Source organism: Streptomyces sp. NBC_00005, assembly GCF_045160215.1.
In the GTDB taxonomy this organism is placed as follows: Bacteria; Actinomycetota; Actinomycetes; order Streptomycetales; family Streptomycetaceae; genus Streptomyces.
The window spans coordinates 30,941-54,537 of record NZ_CP108317.1; the positions used below are offsets into that span (position 1 = coordinate 30,941).

The following is a 23,597-nucleotide window of genomic DNA, read 5'->3' on the forward strand; positions in this document are numbered from 1 at the left end:
GCCGGGCGCGCTCACCCACAGACTTCAGGAGGTTGCTCCCGTGTACACCCTGACTCCTGGCTACCGCATCCCCGCCCTGCAGCGCGGACTCAGCCGCACCGAAACCCTGATGACCAAGGCGAACGCCGGGCTCGGGAGCGCCGTAATGATGTCGGCAATGATCACCCCGCCCCCGGTGTGGACGTTCGCCGCCGTGGGCGCCGCGGCCGCCGTGCTGAACCTCGCGCCGGGGCCGCGCTCGCTCGCCCGGTGGGCGACGGTCGGCTACCGGCACCTGCGCGAGCGCAGCATCCCGGACACGATCGCCGCCCACCCGGGCACGACCACGACGTGGGCGCTGTACCCGGAGCACGGAACCATGCAGGACCCGCAGCGCCGGGCCGCGTTCCACAGCGCGTTCGCCCGCGCCCTCACGTTCGCCGGCGGGCAGGCCCGCAATGCGGGCGTCCAGGTGCACGTCACCCACCACACCACGGCCCGCGACTGCACCGACCACACCCAGACCATCACGGTCCACGTCCCCAAGGGACTGATCAGCCACCCCGCCCGGGTCCTCGACACCATGGAAGGCGAGTTCGCCAGCCTCGGGGCGCTGACCCCCCTCACCCCGGATCCGGTCCCCGCCGTGACCGAACGCGGCTCCGGCTGGGCAGGCCTGGACGACGGCCGCTACGTGGCGACCGCCCGCATCACCGCCTGGCCGGGAGAGACGGACGGCGGCCTCATGCCCAAGCTGCTGCTCGGGCCGGGCACCGACCGGTCCCTCGCCGTCCTGTACCGGCCCCTGCCGGCGGGCCAGTCCCGCCGGTCCGCAAAGTGGCAGCGCGCCGCTTCCGAGGCCTTCGTCAACGACAAGGTCAAGCAGGACGCGCACGACATCGCCAGCGGCACGACGCACGGCGAGCTGGTCCAGGGCGCGGCCCTCGTGGACCTGGACGCCTACCTGACGGTGTTCGGTGACAGCCCCGAGACCGTCACCGAAGCCCGCTGGCAGGCCTCCCTCACGGCCGACCGGCACCGCATCCATCTCGACTGGCTCGCCGGCCAGCAGCACCGTGCGCACGTGATGACCACCCCGCACGGAGCCTCCACACGGAAAGGGGCGATCCTGTGATTCGTCTGCCCACCACCCACGCCGCGATCACGGCGCCACTGGTCGCCTCCAACACCGCCTTCGCCGGCATCCCGATCGGCCGGTCCCTGCTCGATGGAAGGCCCTTCCACCTCTCCCCCGTTCAGGTCCAGGCCGCACTGCTGCCGTCGACCAACTCGCTCGCCCTGGGTGGTCTCGGCTCCGGCAAGAGCACCACGGCGAAGACACGGGCCCACCGCGAGATCATCGAGCACGGCCACCAGTTCGTCGTCATCGACTCCTTCGGCGAGGACAACGCGGGCGAGTGGGCGCCGCTGACGCGCTCCCTGGGTGGCCGGGTCATCGAGGCCGGCGCCTTCACCCTCAACCCGGTCAGTGAACTGTTCCCGCCCGAGGTTCGCGAGCAGCTGGTCCGGTCGCTGATCCTGGCGGTCGAGCCGGGCGCTCTCACCTTCCAGGCCACCCACGCCCTGCAGCACGCGCTGAACCACCCCAAGGCGACCTCACTCAACGGCCTGGTGGACGCCCTGGTCAGCCCGGAAGACGGCCGCTGGCCGGCCGCCAAGCTGACCGCGTGGGGCGAGGGCGCGGCGATCGGCCTGTCCCGCTACACCGAAGGCTCCCTGCGCGGCCTGTTCGACGGCCAGGGCGCGAGCCTGCCCGAGACGGACCTGCCCATCATCTCCTTCGACTTCTCCCACCTGGACCGCAATTCCCCGGCGATCCCGTCGCTGATGGCCGCGGTCAGCTGCTGGGCAGAGCATGTGTGGCTGCGTCAGTCGACCGCCGTACACCGGCACCTGGTGCTGGAGGAGGCGTGGCAGATCCTGCTGTCCCCGGCCACGTCCGAGCTGATTCAGCGGCTGCTGAAGAACAGCCGGAAGGCCGGGCTGTCGCTGGACGTGGTGATGCACACGCTGTCCGACCTGGGAGAGGGCAAGGCCCGCGACCTGGCCCGGCTGTGCGAGATCGCCCACGTCGGACGCCTGAACCCGGAAGAGGCCGCGATCGTCGGCGCCCTGCTCGGTCTGCCCGCCTGGGCAGTCGAAAGGATCCCGGCGCTCGATCCGGGGCAGGCCGTGTGGAAGGTCGGCCCCGACTACGTCGACATCGTCCAGACCGTCCTCACCGATGAGGAAGCCGCACTCACGGACACCTCGTCACGGCGCCGCATGGCACAGCAGGCCCTGGCCGTCGAACAGGACACTGCCACCGCGACCGAGCAGGTCACGGAGCCGATCCAGGACACCGGCGCTGACGTCGACCCGAGCCAGGACCTGTACGCGCCGTTCACGAACGGTGACGACGACTGGGACTGGGAGACGCTGCCACCGAACGTCATCGGCGGTGGGCCTGCGCAGTTCGACCTTGCCCGGCACGAGAGCGTCCTCCAGGCCGCGATGGACGGCCGGTTCAACGAAGCCGCCCAGCTGGCCGCCGTTCTTGAGCGCGAGGACATCACCGCCCACGGGCTCAACTCCCCCCAGGCGCTTGCCTGGTTGGAGACCCGGGCACAGGTGGCGGAACTGCGTGGTGACCGCGGACAGGCCGCCCAACTGCGCGCTACCGTCGCCCGCATGGGCAACGACGACGCCGAATGGTTCGAGAAGAGCGGCGACAGTACATCCCCCGCATGGCATAGCGCGCCCCAGCCGCCCACACCCGTACCGCCGCTTGACGACGAACAACCCGCGTCGGCACGTCGGCGCACCTGGCCCTACGTTGCCGCGATCGCCACCTTGTCCATCGCGGGCGCCTGCGTGTGGCAGAACGCCCAGAACGAACAGCACACCCAGGAACGCCAGCAGAAAGCCGCCGCCTACAAGGGCAGGTCAGGTGCCGCACTTCGCGTCGACGGCGTGGACACGGACCTTGTGGCCCAATGGAGCAGCGACAGGGACAGCGTCGTCGTGGAGCTCCGCTCGTACGCCGATCGCAACGCCAGGTACCTGCGCATTGACGCAGTCCAGGCCTCCGGGCAGAGCGCCTACACCACCCGAGGTGAAGACCGCTGGTTCCCCAAAGCACCTGAGATCAAGCTGCCGGTCAAGGACTCTCTCGCCGACGTGACAGTCCGCATATCGGTCGGCGGAAGGAAATGGAAGGAAGGCTCTCGGGCGGAATCCCGGACTGTCCGCCTCTCCCCCACCGGGATCGCATACGACGCAGAGAGCGGGAAGCAGCTTCCCTCCGACTAATCCGCTGTTCCACCGCTGATGGCCCGCACCCAAGGTGCGGGCCATCAGCATGCCAGCGCACAAAACTCCGGCTACACCTCGTGCCGTCTTCCGGGCGCTCCGCCTGGTCCTTGCCCTCCCGTGCTCCGGCGTGGGTCGCGAGGTCCGGACAGGCCGCCCGGCCTCAACACCACCTCAGTCCGCGATCCGAGAAGGAGATCCCGTCGTGGCGAAAGGCCCTGCCGTCATAGGCGTGCTGATTGAGCCGCCCCCGCCGACCTGGTGGAAGGCCAACCGGCACAAGGTCCTGCTGATTGTGGGAGCGCTGATCGGTTTGTGGATCGGCATGCATTCCAGGGATGCCGGCGCGGGCAGCTCGCCCGCGACTCAGCCGGCCACGACGTCCCCCTCCACGCCCGCCTCGCCCGTGCCGTAGCCGCCACTGCAACAGCATCACCGCGCCCCGCCGGACAGCCACATCGCCGGCGGGGCGCGGCCGTCTGCCTCAACCTGCTGGAGGACCCCGAGGTGCTCATCCCCCGACTGCGCCGCCGGATCGGCCGACCCCGCCCCATGCGACCGGGCCCCCGCTACCCGCGCCGTCCCGTCCGGCTGCCCGGCACCTGGAGCGGGTGATGCGACAGCGCCCCCGCCACCGACGCTGCACGCAGGTCCGGTTACCGCGCGGCGCCGGTGATCTGCCGGAGTACGACCGCGGCGCCGCCTGCCCCGACCACCTCGTCACCCGCCGCCAGCTGCGGGAGCGAGACGTCAGCCCCGGAGGACACGGGCCCGTGGGCATCCTTCGCTGCGCACGCTGCCGCTACCGGCCCGCATGGTCATGCCCCCGCACTCACCGCGGCCGCGCATTGCTCTACGACCTCCGCCTGGCCCGACCCAAAAGGGTGCCGACGCTCGCTCAGGAGGCCGCGCTCGACAAGGCGATGGCCGCGCGGCAGACCTGCCCGGGCCCGTGCGGCCGGCGCTACCACTACTGCCTTCCGCTCAAGACCCTCGGGATGTGCCTGGAGTGCCACGACGGTACGCCCGCCGACCCGCGCACCTACCTCGCTCCCCCGGCCCACCAGCTGGCCGCCTGACCCCCGCATCCGACCTTGATGAGGAGTAGCACCGTCGTGACCACCGACACCTCTGCCCCGGACACCGACACGGACAAGAACCTGGACACCGCCTGTACGACGGTCGAGGCAGAGATCGCCCGAACCGACGGGAAGGCATCCCTGCTCCTGGCCTTCGACGGAGCCGTCCTCGCCGGACTCGCCGCAGTCGTCGACCACCCGCTGCCGGCCGTCACGCAGGCCTTCGGCGCGGCCGCCGTGCTCGCCCTGGCGGCGGCCGCCGTACTGCTGCTCTTAGTCGTCCGGCCCCGCCTGGGTGGCAACGACCGCGCGTCCTTCCCGTACTGGGCAGGCCTGGACGACGACGCGATCCGCGCCAGCATGCAGGGCGACACCCGCGCCGCCCGCATCCGGGTCCTGTCCGGCCTCGCCGTCGGCAAGTTCAGCCAGCTGCGGCGCGCAGTCGATATGAGCCTCGCTGCCCTGGCCCTGCTCCTTCTGGCCGCTCTCAGCGCGCTGCTCTGACGGTCCTGCGTCCCGCCCCGCCCTGCGCCGCCAGTCGGCGCGCGGCGGGACCCGGCGCAGGACCGGACAGCGTGGCCCGACACGGCGAGCCCGAAGGGAGCGTTCCATCTGCCGCGCGTGACCCACCCGGCCGCACACGATCACACAGCAAGAGGCGCACCCCCATCAGCCTGGACAGGCCGCGCACAAGACCTGCGCCGAAGAGTGGATCGCCGCGCACCCCGACGAATCCCGCTCCGGCCGCTTCGTGTCGGACCACCGCCCCACCTCGACCACCGACAACCACGCCTGAGCCGGCGATTGGAGACCCATGGGCACCACCGTCCAGCACGACCAGCGCATCCCGTTCCCCGCGCCCGCGAGCCCGACCGCATGCCGCCGCAGCCCCCGCACGTTCGACGTCGCCCGCGGCGAGGCCACCGACCCGGCCGCAGCCGACCGCATCCGCACCGCCAAAGCCGCCTGCCGGCACTGCCCGATCGCAGAGGGCTGCCTGCGATGGGCGCTCGCCAACCCCGACGAGACCCCCACTGGCGTGTGGGCGGCCACCACCGCGGGCGAGCGCACGTTGCTGCGTAGCCGCCTGGCCCGGCGCCTCGGACCCGACTGGATCGACGCGCTGGCTCTGCCCGCGAATTGAGCCTCCCGGGCCGGACAGCCCGGCCCGGCGCACCACTTCACCAAACGGAGCCACGATGACCAAGACCCTGGCACAGCTTCCGTACGCGGCGGACTCCCCAATCGCGTACCTGCTGGATCTCGCGGCCGACGTCGACGAACCCAGCGAGGACGAACAGCGCGACGACGCCCAGACCACCGCTGCCCACCACATCTACCGGGCCTACCTGAACAGCATTTCGCACGTCCTGGAGGTCACGGACTGGCAGGGCTACCCGGCCTGGGAGGGCGTCGGCGGCCGCCGGTTCGAGCCGTCGGCGGTGGCGTGGCTGGACGGCGGACTGTGGCTGCACCACACCCTGCACATCAGCGAGGCCGACGGCGCCCGCGACGTCCTCACCCTGATCGTGCCGTGCACCTGCACCCGCGGGTACGTCGACATCCTGCTCGACACCGAGGACGACCTGATCGAGATCCTCGCCGAACTGCGCCCCACCCACGGTCGCTCCCCGCACAGCGTCACCCCCGTCGACTGCCACAGCGTCCAGACCGTCCCGCCCCTGCGACGGCTGGCCCGCTGACGACCGGCGCCGGTAACCCCGCGGCCCCACCAGCTCGAACCGTCCCGCCATCCAAGGAGACCCCGTTCATGACGACCACTCACCTCACGCGTCTGCGCACCCGGATGCTCGCCACCGCGTACAGCAACGCAGACTTCTGGGCACGCCGCTGGGCCTTCCTCACCGACCAGGCCGTGGGCGCGCTCGCCCGCCGCGACCCCGCCACAGCCGACGCCCTCGCCGCATCGCTCTTAGCCCCGGAGTTCCTCCACGACACCCGGATCTTGGGTGCGGCCGTGGAGGCCGGCATCGACAGCAGCACCTGGCCGGAGCGCCGCGTGAAGATCCAGGCCTACGCCCGCGACGCCCACCAGCTGTCCCTGCGGTTCGACCCCGACACCGAGGCCCAACGGATCTGGGCATCGCTCTACGAGCACTACCGGCCCATCGCGGCCGCCCTGGCCGTCTACCTCCGTGACCTGCCGCCCACCTGGCAGGAAGACCTGTTCACCCCCAGCCCCGACTCCCTCGCACACCACCAGACAGACCCCGAGCGCCCCGGACCGGAGACCGCACCGTACGACGCCCTGGACTGGGAGGACTGCCCGGCCTGCGCCGAAGCCCAGGACCAATGCCGCTACCACCGCGGCCTGTTCGCCGGCATGGAGTACCAGCGCGCCCTGATCAAAACGGTCGTCACCGACCACCAGGCCATCGACCACCTCCAACAGCGCCACCACGAGCTCGAGACGAGCGCCGCACAAACTCCGGCCGCCGACGCGAACGCACCCGCCACCGAGCAGAAGGTCACCCGATGAAGCGTCGTCTCCTCCGTCGCTGCGGCCATGCGTCCGGCGCCCTGGCCCCCGAGGACCAGGCCGCCGTCGACCAGTTCCGCGCGATGCTCGCCGCCCGCAAGAATCCGCAGCCCTGGACGCCCGGCTGCAACCAGGACGCTGCCGTACGGGTCGGCCCATTCATCGAACGCGCTCAACCTCGCCCCGGCGACGACCATGGCCCCGACCTGATCGCCGTCACCCTCATTCACCCCGACACCCCGCACGCCGCGGCCTACCGCCACGGCCACCAACTCGGCTACACAGGCAGGGGCTGGCTGCGCTGCGAGACGGCCGCGATCCTCGGCATCTGGCAGCCGGCCTACGCGATGCTCACCCACGCCGCGGCCGACCTGCCCCTCCCCGACGACGTCGGCATGCCCCCGGCGCTGTACGGCGTCCACGTCGAAGCCCGCAGGCCGGACAACACCGGATACCTCCTGCTCCGCCTCGGCCCCTACACCCAGACCCGGCACATCGACCGCGACGTCGACCGCCTCAACGCCCAACTGGAAGAGAAGTCAGACACCGCCGTACCCGGATTCAAGCTGGTCGTGAAGGGCGCCGTGTTCCACGTCTCCGACCATGCGACCTACCGGGACCCGTACGAGAGCGACGCCGCCGCGCTGCTGACGGCAGCCGTCGAAACAGCCAACGCCACGCGAGCGCCTGCCGCCCGGCATGGCACACCTGACGCCGATCGCGGCTGACAGCATCATCCTCAAAGAGCCCCGGCCTCCGTGACACGGAGGCCGGGGCTCTTTTGCGTTGAAGGAGGTCAGAAATTTCTGACCTCTCCGACGGTCCTACTCAGGGTCGGACGGCTGTACGACGGCCAGAGCGCGGCGAGCGGCGTTGAGTCGCTTGGTGACCCGCGCGAGCTCGCTCTGCAGGTCCTCCAGGTGCTGTTCAACGGCGTCGGGATCGGCGTCCAGTGCAGCCTGTACCGCAGCAGGCGCCAGTGGTGCGTAGACGCGTTCCTTGAGTGAGGTAGTCGCTCGCTCCAGCGCCGTGACCTCGGGGGGCACCGACGGTGCCGCCGGGGGGTCAGAAATTTCTGACCTCGGTTCCTGCGTCGGAATGGAGGGCATGGTCAAGCTCTTGGCGATCGAGGTGAGCAGCGAGGCGGTCGGCCGCCTCTTGCCCTGCTCCGCGGCCTGAGTCAGTCCCTCGGTCATAACGACCTGGGCGGTTTCCAGGCCCTGACTGCTGATCACCTCCGCCATGACCTTGCGGGCCGACGCCCGCGTCAGATGCTGCGCGAGGTCGGGCCCCAACTCGCCGATCGCCCGGATACGTACCGCATCCTGCAGCACTTCGAACACATACTTCGGCTCGATGTCGAGCACGTCGGCCGCCCACACCGAGAAGTTGTTGTGGCCGGCCACCAGGTGAAGCTGGCGCTCCTGGGCGACCTCCAGCAGTACCGCCTTGTTCAGGACGGTGAAGTCTTCAGCGCGCTTGCCGGCGAGGTCGATCTCGTGGAGTCGCTCGGTGACGTAGGCCAGTTGCTCCTCCGGGGTGCCGGTGATGTCGCCGGCGCTCAGGACCCTGCCATGAGCGAAGACGCTGGGCTCCTGACTGTCGACCGAGTCCTGCCTCGCGGCAGTTGCGGCTGCGCGCTTTTGCAGCTCTGCGGGCACTGCGGGGTCGACGGCCGAATCGGGGGCCTTCTTCAGGCGGCTGTTCCCCGCCGCAATGAGCTTGTTAGTGCTCACGCTTCCACTCCTGATGCCGTGAGAATCCGGTCGTAGACGTCGGTGAGCGCCTGTGCCTCACGGCCCGGCGCATCGGTGATGGGCACGCACGCGAACCTGGTCTGCTGCCTCACCGAGTGACGGGGGATCACCAGATCATCGCGGTAGAGGGCGCCGTACGTGTCCGCCAGGTACTCCCCTATGGCGTCCTTCAGGGTGCTGCGGCCACCAGGCACTATCGACGGGATGATGCCGACCACCCGCAGATCCGGGTTCATCCCCAGGTCCTTGACAAGCTTGATCGTGCTCAGAGCCTCCGCCGCGCCGATCCGGCCGTCCTCATCCAGCGTTGCCGGGATGACCACGTCGGTAGCGGCCACCAGGGCCGACGTCACCAGCTTTCCGCCGGCCCGGGGCGGCAGATCGAGAATGCCGACCATGTCCTCCTCGACCACGCCCTTTAGCCCCAGCCTCAGCCGGAACTCGAGCCCGACAGCCACGTTGTCCGTCTCCCGGTTGGCCAACGCCCGCTCTGCGGCGATGACGTGCACTCCCGACCAGGCCTTGGAGGCCGGCGCGAACGCGTCCGCGGCCAACCCGGTCTCGCCCTTCGGGTCCAGCGCCAGCAGGTCGTTCATGGAGAACTTGGGAGCATCCTCGGCGGAGATCCCGAGCTCCGCCGTGAAGGTTCCCCGGGGATCGAGGTCGCCGGCGATGACACCGAGCTTCCGTTTCCGCGCGGCCGCGACCAGGCCCGCGGACAAGGCGGACTTGCCCACGCCGCCCTTCTCGCTGTACACCGCTAGAACTCTGCTCATGTCAGAACCTTCGGTCGATACGCCCAACTCACGGAGGGAAGAGTATCGACAAGGCGCCTTTCAGCCGAGGGCGACTGGCACGCGACAGTGGGGGAGTAATGGCCGTCGACGCCACAGCTGTTCCCACCCCCACGGTTAAAGGGCCGGAGTCCGCCTGCCGTTGTCGGCTAGCGTCCGTTCATGCTGTTTCGCTCACGGCGCCTGGAGGCGCTTCTTGGCGGCCCGCTGGACGCCGTCACCTACGCCGATCTTGCTGCTCTGGCCAACAACCCGGAAGCTGCTGAGGCAGAGGATCTGGACTACAAGCGGGAACTGCTGGCCGCGGACGACAAGGGCAAGGAAGAGCTCGCCAAGGACATCGCCGCCTTCGCCAACCACATCGGCGGGATCATCGTGGTCGGCATGGCCGACACGAAGGGCATCCCGACGCAGGTCATGGACAGCGACGTATCAGATGCCCATCAGCGTCATCTCCACCAGGTTGTAGCCCGCAACACCGCGCCCCCGGTGCGGTTCGAAATGCGCCCCCTGCACAACCCGGCCACTCCGGGCAAGGGATTCCTCATCCTCGCGGTACAACGCAGCCCGCAGGGACCGCACGCGGTCACTGCCCCGCCAACCAAGCAGACCGAGAAGGCGCTGCGCTATCCCCGCCGGGTGGCCAGCAAGACCGACTGGCTCACGGAGACCGATGTCGCTACCGCCTACTACCGCCGGTTCAGCGCCGCCGCCGACCGAGGCCAGCGCCTGCAGGACACCGAGCGCGAGCTGCTGACCGGGCTGCCCGCAAGCAACGTGGCCCACCTGCTGGTGTCGCTGACCCCGGAAGACCCCGGCGACATGCAGATCACGCAGGCGTCCTACAACCGGTACAAGAACGAGCTGCTCACCACCGCTTCGTTCCTTGGCGATAACGAACCGCTCTTCACCGATGTGCGCATCGGCTCCCGGCGCCTCATCGCCCAGGGAGGGAACCCAGACGGGTACTGGTACAACCGCTGCGAACTGCATCGTGACGGGTCCGGCGGCACGGCGATGCGCCTGGGAGGCCGTACCGAGACGGAGCAAATGGTCGAATTCGCGTGGGCGGAGCCCGACACCGTGGTCTACGAGCTGCTCTCCGCGCTGTACTTGCTCGGCTCGCATGCCCGCGACCGTGCCGGCGCGACCGGCGCCGCCCTGATCAAGGCGGCACTCGTGGACGCCCCCCACTCGCACCATGAGGGACCGCCCAAGCCGAGCATGACCCCGTTCCCACCCTTCCGGATCGACGACGTCAGTCCCGTCAGCGGCCGGCGCAGAGCGCTCAGCACACAGTTCTGTGCCTACGCCGACAGCCAGGCGGCAGCGCTGCTGGACGACCTCGCTGACGGCGGCACCGGCCTCGTACAGGCAGCATCGGTGTTGGCCGATGAACTCTTCCACGCGTTCGGCATCGCCGAAGCGGCACCCATCACCCGAGACGGAGAGATCCGGTCCATTGCGTGGTCTGGAGACCTGAAACCCCGGATCCTCCAATGGGCCCAGACACACGCCATCACGGTACTGAGCGAGTAGTTCAGTACCCTCGTAGGCGGCCTGACCACGGCAGGTCAGCGTGCCGGCGAGCAAACAACGCGGCTGCGGTGGCGGACGGCTGCGACGGGGGTGCCAGGTGTGGGTGCTGCTTCTAGGCTGAGAGGGCTCGGGGCGTACTGCGGAGGGTTTTCCATGCCCCGAACCATTTGGAGCGGCGCCATCTCGTTTGGCCTGGTTACCGTGCCTATCCACGTGGCTAGCGCCACCGAGAATCACAGCATCCAGTTCCACCAGTACCACCTGCAGGACATGGGCCGGGTGCGGGTGCGGAAGTACTGCGAAACCGAGGATCGTGAGGTTTCCCAGTCGGAGATCGGCAAGGGTTACGAGTACGCCAAGGACCAGGTGGTGCCGATCTCGGATGCGGAGCTGCGGGAGCTGCCGCTGCCGACGGCGAAGGCGATCGAGATCAAGGCGTTCGTGCCGCTGGAGTCCATTGATCCGATCCGTATCGGGGAGGGCTACTACTTGGTGCCGGACGGGCAGGTGGCGGCGAAGCCGTACAAGCTTCTGCGGCAGGCTCTCAGCAGGTCGTCGAAGGTGGCGATCGCCAAGTACGCCTGGTCGGGCCGGGAACGCCTGGGCCTGCTCAGGGTGCGCGAAAATGCCATCGTTTTGCATGCGATGCGCTGGCCTGACGAAGTCCGTGATCCGGCCGCTGTCGACCCACCGACCGAGATGGTGTCGGAAGAGGAGATCGAGGGGGCGCTCGCGCTGATGGAGTCGATGAGCCGCGACGACCTCGAGGGCCCGGAGTTCGAGGACGCTTACACCGACGCCATGGCGAAGATCATCGAGGCGAAGCGGGAAGACAAGCCGCTCCCCGAAGTCCCGGAGCCTGAGCAGCCGGGCAAGGTCCTCGATCTCATGGCTGCCCTCAACGAGTCCGTCCAGCAGGCCAAGGCCTCGCGCGGCGAGGATGCCGACGTCCACGAGATGCCGAAGAAGACCGCGAAGAAGCAGCCGGCCAAGAAGACGGCCGCGAAGAAGACCGCGGCGAAGAAGACCACGAAGAAGGCGACGGGACGCAGGCCACGCAGCGCCTGATACGGCGTCCTCCTCCCCTCCAGAGCACTACACCTTGGTGATGTGCAGGTTCCACGTCAGCACCTCGGAGTCCATCTCCGCACGCTAGGCCGGTCTATTGTCCGGCGCGAGCGGGCAGATCCTGCCGTGACTTAGTCGCGCTGGCCGGGCCGGGTGCGGTGAGACCTCCTCGCGGAGTCGTGGTGCCGACGTATGTGGCATCTGGGAGTGGCTACGGAAAAACTGACCGGCTCGATCTGGCGGAATGGGCAATCAAGGTTGGAGGAGCATGGGCACGATGCCGGCAAGCGTGACGCAGACTGCATCTTGGCTCACCCTAGTGGGGGGTCTTCTCGGGGGGCTGGGGTCAGCCGTGCGTGCGTGGTTCGCACTTAAGGAATACCAAGACCTGGTGGAACGGGCCCAGATTCCCGACTTCCTGAAGGTGGCGCTGCGATTCACGATCGAGCTTTGGTCCACCCCTCGCGCAGTCGGCTCTCTGCTAGGGATCACGCTGGGGGGCATGGTTGGGGTGTTGCTCCTTGTCCCAGTCAGAGCCCTCTTCAACGGCCGGAAGGATGCTGCCACGTTGGCGACCCGGACGTGGAAAACGATGAGGGCCCAGTCGAAGGAAGCCTTTCTGGAGCTTCCTCCCGTGGCCCTGTTCCGCGCGCAACGGGTGGTCGCGCGGAACCTTGGTGTCATCCGCGCAAGCGGAAAGGACGACGCGCGCAGGCTCGGGGAGTTGGCGAATCAGGCGTTCTCCTGGTCGATGGTCCTTCTGGGAGCAATCCTGGTCTCGATCTCATCGGCAATCAGGCTGTACTGGGCCTATCAGTGAGTGCCCCACTCCCGGGCCCCTGCAGGTGGCGCCCCTGCTCGTCCACCACGATCACCGGCGGGCAGGGAGGGCGGGAGCGGAGTCCCAGAGAGCCGAGCCAGCGCCACACCTCATCCGACAGGCTGGAGTGAACCGGTCTCTCCGGCAGCGGCGCAACACTGGCTCCGTACCGGGTGCAGGTGACGGAGCGGGCTTGGGCACCGGGAGGTCGTTTCGGGGGTGCAGTAAGCCAAGCTATCCAGTCACGGTGTGCGTCCCACTAGTTTGCGGCAGTCACGCGCACGCGGACCTGCCCGTGACCCGGCAGTTGCGGATCACGTTGCGCCGGACATGGATGACTACGATCCCCTCGATCTCGACAAGGTCGACTTCGCACCTCTCAAGGGCACCGTCGAACGGCTGGCGTTGCTCACCTTGGAAGAGGCGCATGACCTGCTCCGGCTGCTGCTGACCGTCGCGCAGGAGGATGGTCCGGTGTCGCCGGAGGCGGACCGACTGGCACGGGAGATCGCTGCGCGCATCCCGTCCGAGAACTGACGTCAGCGCTGCCGGCGGGTGGGGTCAGCCGCGCGTGCTGGTGTAGCCCACGCCCGGGCCCCATTTCTCCTGCACCGGCGCCATGCACCACTGGCACAGGGGACAGCCGCCGCTGCCGTACTTGTGCGTCTTGCGCTGGCACCCGGAACACAGGCCGACACGGTCACCGGGGCAGGTCAGTGCGGACGGGTCCGGCTCGGAGATCGGGGGCGGGGGAGTCGACATCATGGTTCCTGTTCCGGGTGACACACGCCAGTCACCTCGCTCGCAGGATAGCCGCCGGAATGACACGGCTGTTCGAGTCGCGCCGCACGCGCCAGGGACGGGCCTGCCGGCGTTCGGGCCTGGAGCCCGGCAGGCCGGTCGGCTAAGTCGACGATGTGCAGTTCGGTGTCCGGGCGGCAGAACGGGCAGGCGGGCACCTGGTCGGTGGTGAGGAGGCGGCGGGCGCTGTCGTGGCTGACGGGCTGTGTTCGGTGGCCGGTCATGCCGCAGTCGCCGACGTGCACGGCCAGGGGGTGTCCCGTGGTGCGGTTGAGTTCGAGGATCCAGTCCGGTGTCGGCGGGCGGCGCGCCCGGCCGCGTTCCTCTGCGGCCTGCCGCTCCTGCAGGTAAGCGATCTTGCGGTCGATCCGGTCCAGGCACAGGGCGTGCCAGATCCGCAGCGTCTGGAGCCGCTCCAGATCGTCCGGAAGATCCCGCGCGTGATCGAACATATTTTTGATTCTAGGCCCATGATCACGTCTTTCGCACTCGCGTGTTCGATTCTTTGTTCGATAACGTGGCGGGGGAGGTGAGCGCGGATGAGCTTGGAGTGGACCGGGCGCGGGCCGGGTGTGGTGATGCATGTGCGCTGCCCGCAGCGGCTGCCGGAAGAGCTGTACCGGCAGGTCCTGGAACAGATGGGGGAGCTGTCGCCGGTGGTGCAGGCCCTGCCGCCCACCGCGGCGTTGGCGGACCTGCGCGGCGCGCTGCGCTATCACGGCGCCACCGCCTCCCACCTGGGGGAGATGCTGCGGCTGCGGACGGTCTCCCGTTTCGGTGCCGACGTGCGCGTCGGCATCGGCCCGACCATCACCGTCGCCGCCACAGCGTCCGCGCAGGTTCCCCACCCGGGCGGCGTCCTGGCCATCGAGCCGGCCGACGTCGCCGACTGGCTCGCCCTGCTCTCGGTGGAGGACCTGCACGGCATCGGTCCCCACCAGGCCGGCACCCTCCAGCGCTACGGCATCGACCGCGTCGGCCTGCTCGCCGCGCTCCCGCCGGAGACGGTCCAGCGGTTGCTCGGGGCGAAGGCCGGCCGTACGGCCGTCGACCGGGCCCGCGGCATCGACCCCCGCACCGTCACCCCACGCCTGCAGCCCGCCTCCGCGACCGTCCGCCACCGCTTCCCCCGCGACGTCCTTGACGGCGCCGGCGCGCGTTCGGCTCTGCTCGGCCTGGTCGTGCGGCTCGGTGCCGAGCTGCGCCGCCGTGGGCAGGCCGCGCGCGCCCTCACGCTCACGCTGACGTTCGCCGGCGGACCGAAGTGGGACAAGACCCGCCGCCTGACCGAGCCGTCCGCGCACGAGGACGACCTGCGCCTTCTCACCTACCAGCTGATGGACGCCGCGGGGCTTCAGCGGGGCCGGCTCACCTCTCTCGCGCTGCGCGGCGAGGACCTGGTCGACGCCGACCAGGTTGCGCGACAGCTCAGCCTGGACGGCAACCGTGAGACCCGGCTGGTGGCCGAAGTCGCCGTCGACCGCGTCCGCGACAAGTTCGGCCCCGGCATCATTGGCCCCGCCGCCGTCTTCCCGCGCGCCTCATGACGGCGCCGAACACGACGTGTGGCGCTACCAGTTGCCCGTGATTGCGCAGGCGAGCGCATCCGGCCATGCGTATCGGGCAAGCCTCCGAACCCCTTACCGGTCCCCCTACCGGGATCCCTACCAACCCCCCTACCGGTACCCGGTGTAGGCTGCGCAGGGTTTTCCCTGGTCAGACCCCTTGGCCAGGGCCGACCACGGATCCCGACAACCCTCTTTCTCTCTCTGTCACCCCACCTGAATGTCTGTGGAAGGTGGTAGGGGTGGGAGTGACGTCGAGTTCATCGGGTGAGGGTCGGCGCGGCTTGTTGCGGGCCCGCGCCGCCGGCCCGCAGCTGCGCGGCCAGGGAGGCCGCGCCGGGGAGCAGGGAGGGGATGGGGCGGTGGGTGGCTCGAAGACCTATCCGTATGGATCCACGGGTGCGGTGCGCGCGCATGTGCTCGCTGCGCTGGGTGTGCTCAAGGTCGCCAGCCCCGACCAGATCCACCGGCTGACGTGTCCGGGGCACAAGGACAACAAGGCGATCCGCAATGCCTGCCTGGATCTGGCCCGTCACGGGCTCGCGGTCTCGGAGGGCAGCGCGAGGGACGGCAACAAGCTGTGGGGGCTCACCCCGCTCGGACTGGGGGCGGCGGCCGAAGTCCTCGCCCGCCCCTTGAGTGAGATGGGCGGGACCGCGCGCGGCGCGGCCCGTTCCGGCGCCCCGCACGCCATGGCGGTCAACGAGACCATCATCGCCATCACCCGCACCGCCCCCGAGCCCACCCGGCCCATACGCCGCACCGCGGCCACACCCCTGCCCGTGCAGCGCGCGGCCGCATCGGGGCCGGCGGGCATCGGCACGGTGGCCTCCTGGGCCACCGAGGTGGCCCACAACCTGCCCAGCAGCGGCCGCAACCGCTCCAGCGTCCAGGCCGACGCCGTGCTGCACGCTCCCGAAGCGGGCGCACCGGTGCTGCTGGTGGAGGTCGACAACTGCACCGAGACCGCAGACGTCCTGGCCGCCAAGTTCGACCGCTACCGCCGCTTCTTCCGCCTGAAGACTAAGGACCCCCAGGGCCTGGAGATCCCGGTGTGGCGCACCCTGTACCCGCCCACTGTCCGGGAAGGGCACCCGCCCATCGCCGTGGTGTTCAACCCCGGCATCCGCACCGGCGAGCAGGCCCTGAAGAACCGGATGAACCGGGTGCTCGACCTGACCCGGGACATCTGGTCCGGCCGGTACGAGCGCAGGGGCGTCCTCCTGGGCGATGGCGATTCCGACGGCTACCAGAACTACGCGGACGCCATCCCCCTGCTGTTCACCACCCTGCCCCGCCTGCAGAAGCACGGGCCGCTCGATGCGGTGTGGTGGCGCTGCGGCCACCGCCAGTGGGAACCCCTCACAGACGCCCTCACCAACCCGGACGACATCGACGTCTGGCGCCGGCGCGACAACGAACGCAGCCGCCAGCGCGAACAGCAACTGGAACGAGACCGCCAGCAGCAACAAGCCGAGCTGCAGCTGGCTCTCCAGCAGCTGCAAGAGGCCACCCTGACCTCCCCACCCGAGCCGCCGCCCGCTCCGTGCGAGCGCTGCGGCCGGCCCATCACCGGCGAACCCGGCATCCGCTACGACGACGCCCCGCCTGATGACGGCCGCCACTGCCCGGGTTGCCGCATCGACCTCGCCCGCCAGCCAACAGGTCTGTTCAAAGCACTCTTCGGCCGGCAGCCCGGCACCTGACCGTCCGGACTGTTGGTTGTGTAGGTGGGAGCGAGCAACGCGCTCAACACCCCCTTCCTGTCAGCCGAGGTGGAGAGTGGTCAGGGCGGTGGTCCAGTCGGTGACGATGGCCTTCTGCGCGGCCGCGAGGGTGACCTGGCCCTTGCAGACCGCGGTGTGCAGCTTCGTCTCCACCGGGTCCTTCTTGTTGTTGACGCCGGAGCCCGAGCGGTGGCCGGGGTCGGCGGGCTCCACCCACAGATTGCGGTAGTCGTTGGGGTCGCCGCCCAGCTGCAGGCTGATCAGGTGGTCGTACTCGGCGTCCGACATGCGGTCGGTGAAGCCGTAGGAGGCCGCGTTGAGCCGCTTCTCCTTGCCTGTCACGTACGTGGAGGGGCGGATGCCGGAGGTGTAGCCGCCCTTGCGGCAGATCGTCGACTTCAGGTTCGCCTGCGTGACCGCCGGAGAGATCGCGCCCGGCGTGCACTTCGGGTCCTCGAGCGGCTCCCCGTGTTCGTAGCGGTAGTGGCAACTGCCCGCGGCCGGCTGCTGCTGCACCGTGTAGTGCTTCTGCGGGCCCGCCCCCACAGCGATCGCCCGCCCCGCGCCGGCCGGCGCGGCCGTGCCCGATGCTCCCGCCACCGGGCTCCGGCTTTCGGACGACGTCGACGTGCCGAGCGAGACGGACTTACAGCTCGCCAGCAGCAGGCAGGCAAGCACCACAGCGGATGGGGCACGGCGGGTGGAACGCATGATGACCCCTCACGGGCAGGCGACGGCTGAGCAGATGCTGCCCTACCGGCCCGGTACGACACCGCGCGGGGTGCCGCGCGAAGAAGCACACCGCTGGCCGGTGCGGCGTAGCCGACGTCCGGCTCGCGCGCGGCTTACGACCGTCAGCGGGGCGTCGGCGGGCCTTCGACTCCGGGCACACCCGGTCAGGTCCTCGAGGGCCAGCTCCTGGGCGACGACGTCGGCTTCCGCCACGGTGCTCATCGCTTCTTGAAGACGCGGCCGTCTGGATGGCGCCCGGTTCGTCCCTGGCGTGCAGACGCGCCAGAGCGCTTGTCCGAGACGGCAGGGGTTGCGGGGCTAACCCCCGGCTCCTTCAAGGTCGCTGCGGCCCGGCCGACCGGCGGGCCGCACTGCCCTGCTGGAGGTCCTCGTCATGTCCCCTGCCCCGCGCGAGCGTTCACCCCTCGCCGTCGCCGCGTCGGCGGAGCACGGTTCCCGTGCCGGGGCGCCGTCGCGGCGGGGGGCCGCCGGGCCGGTTGCCGGACGCGTGCCCCAACTCCGGCCCCGGAACTGGGCGTTCTCTTCCCGGACAGCCGGTTGGACGTCTACCGTGATCGACGTGTCTCACGCGCCCGCCCCGCCGTCCGGCGGTCCCCCGCCACCCGGTCGGCGGCACCGGCTGCGGGCCTGGTGGGCCGACCGGCACGCGCTGCCCCGCTTCGGCTACTGGCTGGTCAGCCGTGGCGCCATGGTCCTGGCGGCCTGCGCGACGCTGTACCTGCTGAACGGCTTCCTGATCGGCTGGGCCAATGCCTACGACGTGATGGCCGGGATCACCTCACCCTCAAACGTCCATCCCCAGTGGTGCGCCTGGCCGCTCGCCCTGACCGGCTGGGCGGCAATCCCCGCCATCATCGGGGCGGCCGCCGGCTACGTCATCACCGAGCAGATCCAAGCCCACCACGCGCGCGAACTGAGCGATGTCCTCGACGAACTGCGCCGCCTGGCCGAACTCCCCGGCCCGCCCCCCTCGTCCGGGAACGGCGCATGATCACGCTGCACGAGGTGTATGAACAGGGCACCGAGACGGTCAAGGAGGCGGTTCGGTCCTTCGGCACGCGCCACCCCCTCGGCCCTGCCACTGCGGACGCCGAACCGGACTGGAAGCTCGCGGAAAGGCATTTCACCAGCGTGATCGAGGTGATCATGGGCACGGCGGCGTTGGCACAGCCCGATGCCGCAGGCACCGTCCGACGGGCCGAGAACGCAGCCCGCCAGCTCCTGCTCACGCTGAACACGCTCCCGAACTACCGCTGCCCCATCTGCGTCAAGCAGGGACGGGGACCGCTGTGACCCCCCGGCCTACCCTGGAGGCGTGGTGACAGACGCCGAGCGTGCACGGCACGAAGCAGCCCTACGCGGGCTGCTCTACCTCGCATGCCCGGAAGCCCCCGCCGCCGCGATCACGGCGACCGCTGGGGCCATTGCACAGCGAGCGGAGGAAGCACCCCGAGAACCAGTCCCCGAAGCCGCCCAGCTCAAGCAACCCCCTCAGTCTGTTCCTGCCCGTCTAAACCTGTCCCGCGCCGACCTGTCCGGCGCGGACCTGTCCGGCGCGACCCTGCCCCGCGCGAACCTGATCGGCGCGACCCTGGCCAGCGCGACCCTGATCGGCGCGACCCTGACCGGCGCGTACCTGTCCCGCGCGTACCTGTCCCGCGCGAACCTGTCCCGCGCGAACCTGTCCCGCGCGGACCTGACCGACGCGACCTTGTCCGGCGCGGACCTGACCGACGCGCGCCTGAACGGCGCGAACCTGAACCGCGCGGACCTGTCCGCCGCGGACCTGCACCGCGCGGACCTGACCGACGCGACCCTGAACCGCGCGGACCTGACCGGCGCGACCTTGTCCGGCGCGACCCTGACCAGCGCGTACCTGAACCGCGCGGACCTGTCCGGCGCGACCCTGACCCGCGCGCGCCTGAACGGCGCGACCCTGGCCAGCGCGACCCTGGCCGGCGCGACCCTGATCGGCGCGTACCTGACCGGCGCGACCTTGTCCGGCGCGGACCTGACCCGCGCGACCTTGTCCAGCGCGACCCTGACCCGCGCGCGCCTGGACGGCGCGACCCTGACCGACGCGCGCCTGGACGGCGCGACCCTGACCGACGCGCGCCTGGACGGCGCGACCCTGAACGACGCGCGCCTGAACGGCGCGAACCTGAACGGCGCGGACCTGTCCGGCGCAACCCTGAACGGCGCGACCCTGAACGGCGCAACCCTGACCAGCGCGTACCTGACCCTCGCGACCCTGATCGGCGCGAACCTGACCCGCGCGACCTTGTCCAGCGCGAACCTGAACGGCGCGACCTTGTCCAGCGCGAACCTGAACGGCGCGAACCTGAACGGCGCGAACCTGAACGGCGCGAACCTGATCGGCGCGGACCTGACCTTCGCACGCCTGACCGGCGCGGACCTCAGCTCGGCTGTGGGCATGGAGCTTCCGCCAGGAGCGGTCTGGGACCGGCAAACTCAGTGGCCTCACGAGTTGGCGTCGGTTGTCGCCGCGCAGTCCGACGAGGTGAGCCCCGGTGTTTTCCAGGTGCGTTCCGGGTCGGCTCCGGACCGGTCCAGCGCGATTCGTGTCTGAGCCAGGACACGGGGCCCTCTATGAGGCGTTCGCCGAGCGACAGCTGGCTCTCCAGCAGCTGCCGGCGGCCACCCCGGCCGCCCCGCCCAAGCCGCCGCCTGTTCCCTGCGAGCGCTGCGGCCGGTCCATCACGGGCGAACCTGGCATCCGCTACGACAACTTCCCGCAAGAGGACGGCCGCCACCGCCCCGACCGCCACGACCTCGCCCGCCAACCACCGGGCCTGATCAAGGCCCTCTTCGGCCGGCAGCCCGGCACCTGACCGTCGGGCGCTGCGAGAAGCAAGAAAGCGGCAGGTCCGTACCGAGTGCGTTCGGTACGGACCCGCCGCGGACCCTACTGCACACCGTCAACCGGAATGCTCACCAGCGCATCCCAAGGGCATCGAGATCAGCCCGGCGCTCCGCACTCAACTTCGCCGCGCGCCTGCGCGCGTTATCGACCCACGAGCCCAGGCGGATTACGTCCCCGTCCACTTCTTCAACATGCTTGCGAGGGACCGACAGGTGCCCTTCGCGAGCGTGGAATTGGCGGGCTGCCGCGATGTTCTGCTCCCAGGCCGCGCTCTGCGAGCGGCGCGCGGGCTGCGGCGCATCCCCGTTCGCGGGCTCGATGCCGAGCGTCTCCAGCAGATACTGCTGCACAGGTACGAGCCGGGCCCACCCGGCCCGTTGCCCGGCGATCCACGCCCCGAGGTCCTCGCCCTGCACGATCACCTCGCCCAGCCCGGCGGGCAGATCGCCGCCCGCCTTCACATGCGCGAGGGCGAGCCGGTAGCAGCGTTGCCAACTGATCTCCCACTCCGGGCACCACCCCGGGTCGACGTCCTCCAGCGCCTCCAGACGGCTTTCTGACAGCTCACCAGCGCTGGAGACGCCCGTTTCCCCGGCCGCGCGCCGTACTGCGTTCTCACGCGTCTTGCGGGCCGCCGCACGCTGATTCTTCAGCCAGGTCCCCACAGGAAAGGAGTCCCAGACGACCGTGGCCGCGGGCAGGCAGTGGCCGTGCGCGGCCGCGTACGCACGGGCCACGTCCAGCCCCGTGTCCCACGCGCTCGCCTGCACCGACCACACCATGCCCAGCGCCTCCAACTCGGTGACGCGCTCGGCTTCGAGAGTTCCGGCCGCGTAGTACCTGCGTTGATCGGCGATCCACACCCCCAGCGGATGCCCGCCGATCGCGGGCCAGTCCTCCGGCGTGACGTACGTGTACGGCACCCGCAGCTCGCTCGAGCCGCTCTCCCGCCGCCATCGCGTCGCCGCCTCGATCCCGCGCCGCCAGTAGATGCCCTCCGGGTCGATCACTCGCAGCCGTACGAACTGAGTGAGCGCGGCCGGGTCGCGCTCCTCACTGAACCGCAAAACCCCCGACGCCCTGGCGGACACCAGGTGCTCGCCCTCGTCTTCGTCCTGGTCCCCGACGACGTCATCCCCGCCGTCCTGGCCCTCGTTGTCCTCTCCGGCCGCCGGACGACTGTTGCGTACGCGAGGATCGGCCAGCCCTTCGATGGTCTCGGTGTCGTGCGCGCGCAGCGCTCCGACGATCTTCGCGAGGGTCCCGTACGCATCCGAGGTCAATAGTTCGTTCGCGTCCTCATCCGGTCCGAGGAATACAGGAACGATCAATGTGGCGATCTTTCCCGCCCCCGGCGTGATACGCAACGCCCGTCCGACCATCTGCACGATGTCCACCATCGAGCCGCGCGCATCCGCGAAAAGCACCGCATCACAATTCGCGGTGTCCACGCCTTCACCCAACACGCGAACAGAACTCAGAACACGCAAGACGGCCTGAACATCCAGCCCCGCGAATTCGTCTGCACCGAGGAAATCGGACGCGAACTCATCCAATACACGACGCCGGTGCACGGGCGGGTGCTCGCCGTACAGCCAGTCAGCCCAGACCTGGTCCGCGGGCGGGAACTCATCCGGGTCATCCTCGGCGAGCCGGGCTGCGACCGCCGGCACCGAGGCCGCCATCGCCTCCGCCTCGTTCACCCGGCTATGGAAGGACAGCACCCGACGAAACCGCTCCTCGACCGAGGCACGCATCAGCCCGGTCTGCACGGCCGCCAGCCGGGCGCCGCGCACGGCGTCCGAACCGGTGTCCTCACTCGTCAGCGCCGCGTACAACTCGGGATCGCGGATGTCCAGGCACAGCACCTGATACGGAGCCACCAGCCCCAGCCGGATCGCCTCCGACAGCTTCAGCTTGTACGCCACCGGCCCGAACACGGGTGAGTCCTCATCCATGCTCGCCACCAGCCGAGGCGCACCCCCCTCCGCCTCCCACACCCGTGCCGTCGCGGTCATGTACAGCCGCCGCACCGCCGGAATCCGCGCCTGATCATGCACGGCCGCCCACGGCTTCGCTCCGTCACCACTACTTCGATGGGCCTCGTCCACGACCATCAGGTCCCACACCGGAAGGCCGGCGGCATGCGCCCGCTGGAGGATGCCCAGGCCCACGGACGCGTAGGTGGCGAACACGGTCACCGTCTCCAGACCGGACACCCAGGAAGTCAGCTCCTGCGGGTCGGTCGTGCACGGGACACCGTCGCTCTCCTCCGCTCGCAGAGAGCACACACCGACCATGGCGCCCCGGCGACCGCCCTGCCGCCATGCGGCAGCCATCTGCGTCAGCAGGTCCAAAGTCGGCACCAGAACGAGCACCCGGCGAGCCGAAAGACGATTCGCTGACTCCACGCCGATCAGGGTTTTACCGGAGCCGGTTGCAGCGATTACCTGTGTCCTCAAGCCATCTGGAGGAATACCGGCGCCAGGCTTTTCGGAGAGATTCCGGAGGACGGAATCAACCGCCTCAACCTGATGCGGACGAAGCATCATGCGCGTCATTCCTTTTCCTTTCCCGTTTCATTTCCACTGGCCATTTTGCCGGTTTCCTCGTTCTGGCTTCCTTCCGGTCTCGCCCGGAAGGGGTACCTAGCCAACATCCCAGACTCTATCCGGCGAGCAAGAGTGACGCATGCGCTTGCGTGAAGATGGCCGGATGTGATTGACTGTGTCGCGTTCCCGAGGGTTCGGTAGTCGACTCGGAGTTGAGGACGCTGCAGTCGACCCACTGGATCCCGTTCGGCAGGGTGACGGGACCTCACCTCACACCCCGTCACCCCCCTCTGTGGCTGCGTCTTTTGAGGCATGCAGGGCGCGGAGCGCACTGGGTGCCGTTGGAAGCCGGCGGAGCCGGATTCCCTGCCGGATCACGGAGTGATCCGGTGCCCGGAACGGAGTTCCGGGCCTATTCCGGCGAAGCCGGAATCCGCCGCGTAGCGGCGGCGCGTCGTGTCTGCGGG

The 23,597-nt window shown here is 69.7% G+C and carries 25 protein-coding genes; 18 read left to right on the plus strand and 7 right to left on the minus strand.

Annotated features, from left to right (window positions below; genetic code table 11):
- Positions 1-40 precede the first annotated feature (40 nt).
- From OG303_RS50650 to OG303_RS50685, 8 genes are all read left to right on the plus strand, one after another.
- Positions 41-1,114, plus strand: coding sequence for a hypothetical protein (locus OG303_RS50650; protein WP_331724014.1), 1,074 nt, complete (start codon positions 41-43; stop codon positions 1,112-1,114).
- Complete coding sequence (locus OG303_RS50655) at positions 1,111-3,291, plus strand: hypothetical protein (RefSeq protein WP_331724015.1); 2,181 nt, start codon at positions 1,111-1,113, stop codon at positions 3,289-3,291. The genes OG303_RS50650 and OG303_RS50655 overlap by 4 nt, the downstream gene beginning before the upstream one ends.
- A 734-nt stretch (positions 3,292-4,025) precedes the next feature.
- Complete coding sequence (locus OG303_RS50660; protein ID WP_405877996.1) at positions 4,026-4,370, plus strand: RRQRL motif-containing zinc-binding protein; 345 nt, start codon at positions 4,026-4,028, stop codon at positions 4,368-4,370.
- Between the two features lie 36 nt (positions 4,371-4,406).
- A complete protein-coding gene (locus tag OG303_RS50665) occupies positions 4,407-4,874 on the plus strand; it encodes a Pycsar system effector family protein (RefSeq protein WP_405877981.1) in 468 nt (155 codons plus the stop codon).
- 310 nt (positions 4,875-5,184) lie between these two features.
- On the plus strand, positions 5,185-5,514 hold the full coding sequence (locus tag OG303_RS50670) for a WhiB family transcriptional regulator (RefSeq protein ID WP_331724019.1): 330 nt from the start codon (positions 5,185-5,187) through the stop codon (positions 5,512-5,514).
- A gap of 55 nt (positions 5,515-5,569) precedes the next feature.
- Complete coding sequence (locus OG303_RS50675; protein WP_331724020.1) at positions 5,570-6,073, plus strand: hypothetical protein; 504 nt, start codon at positions 5,570-5,572, stop codon at positions 6,071-6,073.
- Positions 6,074-6,141: 68 nt separating this feature from the next.
- Positions 6,142-6,870 carry a hypothetical protein gene (locus OG303_RS50680; protein ID WP_331724021.1) on the plus strand — a complete coding sequence of 243 codons (729 nt, stop codon included), beginning with the start codon at positions 6,142-6,144 and terminating at the stop codon, positions 6,868-6,870.
- Complete coding sequence (locus OG303_RS50685; protein WP_331724022.1) at positions 6,867-7,598, plus strand: hypothetical protein; 732 nt, start codon at positions 6,867-6,869, stop codon at positions 7,596-7,598. Before OG303_RS50680 ends, OG303_RS50685 begins: the two co-directional genes overlap by 4 nt.
- 96 nt (positions 7,599-7,694) lie before the next feature.
- Here the strand turns inward: OG303_RS50685 and OG303_RS50690 are convergent, their stop codons facing one another.
- Together OG303_RS50690 and OG303_RS50695 are read right to left on the minus strand one after the other, a co-directional pair.
- Complete coding sequence (locus OG303_RS50690) at positions 7,695-8,606, minus strand: hypothetical protein (RefSeq protein ID WP_331724023.1); 912 nt, start codon at positions 8,604-8,606, stop codon at positions 7,695-7,697.
- On the minus strand, positions 8,603-9,430 hold the full coding sequence (locus tag OG303_RS50695; RefSeq protein ID WP_405877984.1) for a ParA family protein: 828 nt from the start codon (positions 9,428-9,430) through the stop codon (positions 8,603-8,605). The genes OG303_RS50690 and OG303_RS50695 overlap by 4 nt, the downstream gene beginning before the upstream one ends.
- A 153-nt stretch (positions 9,431-9,583) precedes the next feature.
- On the opposite strand from OG303_RS50695, the gene OG303_RS50700 reads away from it, so the two are divergent.
- The 4 genes from OG303_RS50700 (at position 9,584) to OG303_RS50715 (ending at position 13,385) form a co-directional block, all read left to right on the plus strand.
- A complete protein-coding gene (locus OG303_RS50700; protein ID WP_331724025.1) occupies positions 9,584-10,960 on the plus strand; it encodes an ATP-binding protein in 1,377 nt (458 codons plus the stop codon).
- A gap of 153 nt (positions 10,961-11,113) precedes the next feature.
- A complete protein-coding gene (locus OG303_RS50705) occupies positions 11,114-12,028 on the plus strand; it encodes a Ku protein (protein ID WP_331724026.1) in 915 nt (304 codons plus the stop codon).
- A gap of 268 nt (positions 12,029-12,296) precedes the next feature.
- Positions 12,297-12,848 carry a hypothetical protein gene (locus tag OG303_RS50710; RefSeq protein WP_331724027.1) on the plus strand — a complete coding sequence of 184 codons (552 nt, stop codon included), beginning with the start codon at positions 12,297-12,299 and terminating at the stop codon, positions 12,846-12,848.
- A 330-nt stretch (positions 12,849-13,178) separates the two neighbouring features.
- On the plus strand, positions 13,179-13,385 hold the full coding sequence (locus OG303_RS50715; RefSeq protein ID WP_331724028.1) for a DUF6417 family protein: 207 nt from the start codon (positions 13,179-13,181) through the stop codon (positions 13,383-13,385).
- A gap of 24 nt (positions 13,386-13,409) precedes the next feature.
- Here OG303_RS50715 and OG303_RS50720 read toward each other — a convergent pair whose 3' ends face one another.
- Both OG303_RS50720 and OG303_RS50725 read right to left on the minus strand, forming a co-directional pair.
- Complete coding sequence (locus OG303_RS50720) at positions 13,410-13,613, minus strand: hypothetical protein (protein WP_405877988.1); 204 nt, start codon at positions 13,611-13,613, stop codon at positions 13,410-13,412.
- Positions 13,610-14,101, minus strand: a complete 492-nt coding sequence (locus tag OG303_RS50725; protein ID WP_331724029.1) for a DUF6233 domain-containing protein — start codon at positions 14,099-14,101, stop codon at positions 13,610-13,612. Before OG303_RS50725 ends, OG303_RS50720 begins: the two co-directional genes overlap by 4 nt.
- Before the next feature lie 87 nt (positions 14,102-14,188).
- Here OG303_RS50725 and OG303_RS50730 point away from each other — a divergent pair, with 87 nt between their 5' ends.
- Both OG303_RS50730 and OG303_RS50735 read left to right on the plus strand, forming a co-directional pair.
- Positions 14,189-15,196, plus strand: a complete 1,008-nt coding sequence (locus tag OG303_RS50730; RefSeq protein ID WP_331724030.1) for a hypothetical protein — start codon at positions 14,189-14,191, stop codon at positions 15,194-15,196.
- A gap of 380 nt (positions 15,197-15,576) precedes the next feature.
- Positions 15,577-16,920, plus strand: a complete 1,344-nt coding sequence (locus OG303_RS50735; RefSeq protein ID WP_331724031.1) for a replication-relaxation family protein — start codon at positions 15,577-15,579, stop codon at positions 16,918-16,920.
- A 60-nt stretch (positions 16,921-16,980) separates the two neighbouring features.
- Here OG303_RS50735 and OG303_RS50740 read toward each other — a convergent pair whose 3' ends face one another.
- Both OG303_RS50740 and OG303_RS50745 read right to left on the minus strand, forming a co-directional pair.
- A complete protein-coding gene (locus tag OG303_RS50740; RefSeq protein ID WP_331724032.1) occupies positions 16,981-17,652 on the minus strand; it encodes a hypothetical protein in 672 nt (223 codons plus the stop codon).
- A 42-nt stretch (positions 17,653-17,694) separates the two neighbouring features.
- Positions 17,695-17,895 carry a hypothetical protein gene (locus OG303_RS50745; RefSeq protein WP_405877991.1) on the minus strand — a complete coding sequence of 67 codons (201 nt, stop codon included), beginning with the start codon at positions 17,893-17,895 and terminating at the stop codon, positions 17,695-17,697.
- Between the two features lie 358 nt (positions 17,896-18,253).
- Here OG303_RS50745 and OG303_RS50750 point away from each other — a divergent pair, with 358 nt between their 5' ends.
- From OG303_RS50750 to OG303_RS50765, 4 genes are read left to right on the plus strand one after another with little or no spacing between them, the layout of a single operon-like run.
- On the plus strand, positions 18,254-18,685 hold the full coding sequence (locus OG303_RS50750) for a DUF6313 family protein (RefSeq protein WP_405877993.1): 432 nt from the start codon (positions 18,254-18,256) through the stop codon (positions 18,683-18,685).
- A complete protein-coding gene (locus tag OG303_RS50755; RefSeq protein WP_331724034.1) occupies positions 18,682-18,987 on the plus strand; it encodes a hypothetical protein in 306 nt (101 codons plus the stop codon). The genes OG303_RS50750 and OG303_RS50755 overlap by 4 nt, the downstream gene beginning before the upstream one ends.
- 22 nt (positions 18,988-19,009) lie before the next feature.
- Positions 19,010-20,284: a pentapeptide repeat-containing protein gene (locus OG303_RS50760; protein WP_331724035.1), complete on the plus strand. Its 1,275-nt coding sequence runs from the start codon at positions 19,010-19,012 to the stop codon at positions 20,282-20,284.
- Positions 20,277-20,546: a hypothetical protein gene (locus OG303_RS50765; protein ID WP_331724036.1), complete on the plus strand. Its 270-nt coding sequence runs from the start codon at positions 20,277-20,279 to the stop codon at positions 20,544-20,546. The genes OG303_RS50760 and OG303_RS50765 overlap by 8 nt, the downstream gene beginning before the upstream one ends.
- A gap of 100 nt (positions 20,547-20,646) precedes the next feature.
- Here OG303_RS50765 and OG303_RS50770 read toward each other — a convergent pair whose 3' ends face one another.
- Positions 20,647-23,139, minus strand: coding sequence for a Helicase associated domain protein (locus tag OG303_RS50770; RefSeq protein ID WP_331724037.1), 2,493 nt, complete (start codon positions 23,137-23,139; stop codon positions 20,647-20,649).
- Positions 23,140-23,597: the final 458 nt, after the last annotated feature.